Origin of the sequence: Streptomyces mutabilis (genome assembly GCF_014649815.1) — a bacterium.
Taxonomy (GTDB): Bacteria; Actinomycetota; Actinomycetes; order Streptomycetales; family Streptomycetaceae; genus Streptomyces; species Streptomyces mutabilis.
In genome coordinates this window covers 1-665 of sequence record NZ_BMTT01000163.1, presented here as the reverse complement: position 1 = coordinate 665, position 665 = coordinate 1, and the positions used below count along the sequence as shown (strand labels likewise).

The following is a 665-nucleotide window of genomic DNA, read 5'->3' as shown; positions in this document are numbered from 1 at the left end:
ATTAGGATTATCTTTTTCTTCTTTAATATTGTAACCTTGATTTTGAAGTATATCTAAATACTTTTTATTCATCCCTTTTTCAAAATGTACTGTATTACCATCATTATAAAATCTAGGTTTATATATACTATCTTGCAACGATCCATTACCTCTAAGGTAATCAATAATTACTTCATTAAGAATAGTTGGTATTTTATTTCCACCAGGGCTACCAATTCCCATATAGTAGTCTGGTCCAACTATAATTGTTGGAGATATATATGACCTTGGCACATTATTTTTAGCATGATAATTGTTACTATCTTTATTATCAGAGAAGTTCGTCATGGAATTATTCATATAGAATCCTTCATCCATATATTTACCAGACCCAAAGTATCCTGATAGTGTATTTGTCGTACTCGTCATTTGACCTTGTTTGTCAACGACTACAAAGTGTAAAGTACTCGTTTTCTTAACACTATTATCGCTAATAGAGTCAGATGTATTTTGATTGTTATATTTATTACTTATATACATATTTGAAAGGTATTCTTGAGAGAAGTTCGTTTTAGCATTAACGATATCTCTATTACTGTACATTAAATCTCTTCCTGATAAAACACTATTTAAGTATTGTTCATCACTTTGACCATTATTAAGCATCTCATCTAATTTTAAACCTT

1 protein-coding gene is annotated in these 665 nt (G+C 28.9%); it reads right to left on the bottom strand.

Annotation, left to right across the window (positions count from 1 at the left end):
• A partial coding sequence (locus IE142_RS39870) for a gamma-glutamyltransferase (protein ID WP_191889447.1) occupies positions 1 to 665 on the bottom strand: 665 nt, incomplete at both ends.